Genomic DNA, 2,287 nt, shown 5'->3' with positions numbered 1-2,287 from the left:
CAGTATTCGCCGTTATCGCGTGGGACGCAGACTTCGCGGCGTTGGCGGTTGAAGCGCACAGGGAGCGGTACTTCGCGGAATAGGGCCTGGATCAAGAGAACGGTAGGCACACCAATAATGATGGTGGTCATCACCGCAAAAAGGTGCATTTCATCGTGATCATTTCTGAACAGATAACCCATAAATGCAAACAGTACCACCATCGGCCAGAGCACCATCACCGCTGAACCAATGCTGTAATTGCCGATGTCGAGAAACACCTCGTTCTTGCGCCAGATGATGTTGAGCACATCACACGGCTTTTCTCCGGTAGGGATGGGCAGCGGCGCCAAATAATCATTGCGCGACAACAGCCGTTGTTTTGTGGTGCCTGCCTCGGGCGTGCTCATGGTTTGTCCCTGGGTTGCAGGTAAGAGGCGCCGGGATGATCCTCGCCGAGCCGGTAGCGCGGGACACGATCGTTCAGGGTAAAGGCCAGCCCTGCTTCGCCGCCGATGAAGGTCTGGGCGCCGAGCATGGCGAGGAGTGGCGTGCGATAGCGCAACCGCAGGGAAACGCTGCTGGGCAACCGGCCTTGAGGATTCGTCGTCAAGCCGGCTCTCGCTCTTGCTGGCTAGCGAGTTCAGCCTCGCGTTTGGCGATGGCGGCTTCCAGTTCCGGGGAGCGTTTGGCCCATTGTTCCGGGGGGAGTGGTTTGGACCATTCGATGATATCGGGGTGGGTCAACGCGGGTGGCGGTGACAATTTCCACGCTTGCAGCATCATTGCCAGCGGTGCCCCGAACAGTACGGCGCCGATGATAAGCCACAATGCCTTATCAATTTCCCAGGCTGCCAGATGTTGTCTGATGCCATTCAAGTAGTCACAGAAAACACCCCAGAAAACATTCCTTCCACGCAGTCTCTCTCGCTCCCCTTCAAAATCATTGGTTAACGGGAGAACTTGCAGCCCGATCTCCATGTAGCTGCGCATGCACTCCCACAACGCCATCGCCGTGGTGCCGCCGCCGCAGTGGAAGCCCTGCGAAAAGTGCTTGTTGTCTTCCTCGGCGTGGGGATCCGGATTCTCGAAGCCGATGACCAGCAAGCCCATCGTGTTGCGGCCAGCCTGGCTGACGGAAGAGTGCTGTGTGGCGGCGGCGGTCACGCTTTCCCAGGGGACGAGCCAGTATTCGCCGTTATCGCGTGGGACGCAGACTTCGCGGCGTTGGCGGTTGAAGCGTATGGGTAAGGGGACTTCGCGGAAGAGGCCTTGGATTACCAAACAGATAGGAATGGCCATAATAACTGCGCCCAATATCAAAATCTCTTGACTGAAGTCAGAATTGAGATTTCGAGTAAAAAAAGACATGGCTAAAAACAACATCACCATCGGCCATAGCACCATTACCGCCGAACCAATGCTGTAGTTGCCGACATCCAGAAACACCTCATTTTTGCGCCAAATGATGTTGAGCACATCACACGGCTTTTCTCCCGTAGGGATGGGCAGCGGCGCCAAATAATCATTGCGCGACAACAGCCGTTTTTTTGTGGTGCCTGCCTCGGGCGTGCTCATGGTTTGTCCTTGGGTTGCAGGTAAGAGGCGCCGGGATGATCCTCGCCGAGCCGGTAGCGCGGGACACGATCGTTCAGGGTAAAGGCCAGCCTTGCTTCGCCACCGATGAAGGTCTGGGCACCAAGCATGGCGAGGAGTGGCGTGCGATAGCGCAACCGCAGGGAAACGCTGCCGGGCAACCGGCCTTGAGGATTCGTCGTCAAGCCGGCTCTCGCTCTTGCTGGGTAGCGAGCTCAGCCTCGCGTTTGGCGATGGCGGCTTCGAGTTTCGGGGAGCGTTTGGCCCATTGTTCCGGAGGGAGTGGTTTGGACCATTCGATGATATCGGGGTGGGTCAACGCGGGTGGCGGTGACAATTTCCACGCTTGCAGCATCATTGCCAGCGGTGCCCCGAACAGTACGGCGCCGATGATAAGCCACAATGCCTTGTCAATTTCCCAGGCTGCCAGATGTTGTCTGATGCCATTCAAGTAGTCACAGAAAACACCCCAGAAAACATTCCTTCCACGCAGTCTCTCTCGCTCCCCTTCAAAATCATTGGTTAACGGGAGAACTTGCAGCCCGATCTCCATGTAGCTGCGCATGCACTCCCACAACGCCATCGCCGTGGTGCCGCCGCCGCAGTGGAAGCCCWGCGAAAAGTGCTTGTTGTCTTCCTCGGCGTGGGGATCCGGATTCTCGAAGCCGATGACCAGCAAGCCCATCGTGTTGCGGCCAGCCTGGCTGACGGA

At 57.4% G+C, this 2,287-nt stretch carries 3 protein-coding genes and 2 pseudogenes; all 5 read right to left on the bottom strand.

The window, feature by feature from the left end; genetic code table 11:
- Window positions 1-389, bottom strand: a pseudogene (locus tag AD668_RS28360) (hypothetical protein); the annotation flags it as partial.
- Window positions 386-592 (bottom strand): hypothetical protein, encoded by a 207-nt coding sequence (locus tag AD668_RS28355; protein ID WP_053164504.1) that lies wholly within the window; start codon window positions 590-592, stop codon window positions 386-388. The gene AD668_RS28355 and the pseudogene AD668_RS28360, both read right to left, overlap by 4 nt.
- Window positions 589-1,557, bottom strand: coding sequence for a hypothetical protein (locus tag AD668_RS28350; RefSeq protein WP_053164502.1), 969 nt, complete (start codon window positions 1,555-1,557; stop codon window positions 589-591). Before AD668_RS28350 ends, AD668_RS28355 begins: the two co-directional genes overlap by 4 nt.
- A complete protein-coding gene (locus tag AD668_RS28345; protein ID WP_053164500.1) occupies window positions 1,554-1,760 on the bottom strand; it encodes a hypothetical protein in 207 nt (68 codons plus the stop codon). Before AD668_RS28345 ends, AD668_RS28350 begins: the two co-directional genes overlap by 4 nt.
- Window positions 1,757-2,287, bottom strand: a pseudogene (locus AD668_RS29730) (hypothetical protein); the annotation flags it as partial. The pseudogene AD668_RS29730 and the gene AD668_RS28345, both read right to left, overlap by 4 nt.

This window comes from Pseudomonas sp. P1.8 (assembly GCF_001269805.1).
Taxonomy (GTDB): domain Bacteria; phylum Pseudomonadota; class Gammaproteobacteria; order Pseudomonadales; family Pseudomonadaceae; genus Aquipseudomonas.
Note: the sequence above shows the minus strand (reverse complement) of the source record. Positions and strands in the feature narration are given on the sequence as shown.

What these genes read in the sequence shown, in the direction of transcription:
- AD668_RS28350 (WP_053164502.1), bottom strand. Translation starts at nt 1,557, where the DNA reads ATGAGCACGCCCGAGGCAGGCACCACAAAAAAACGGCTGTTGTCGCGC.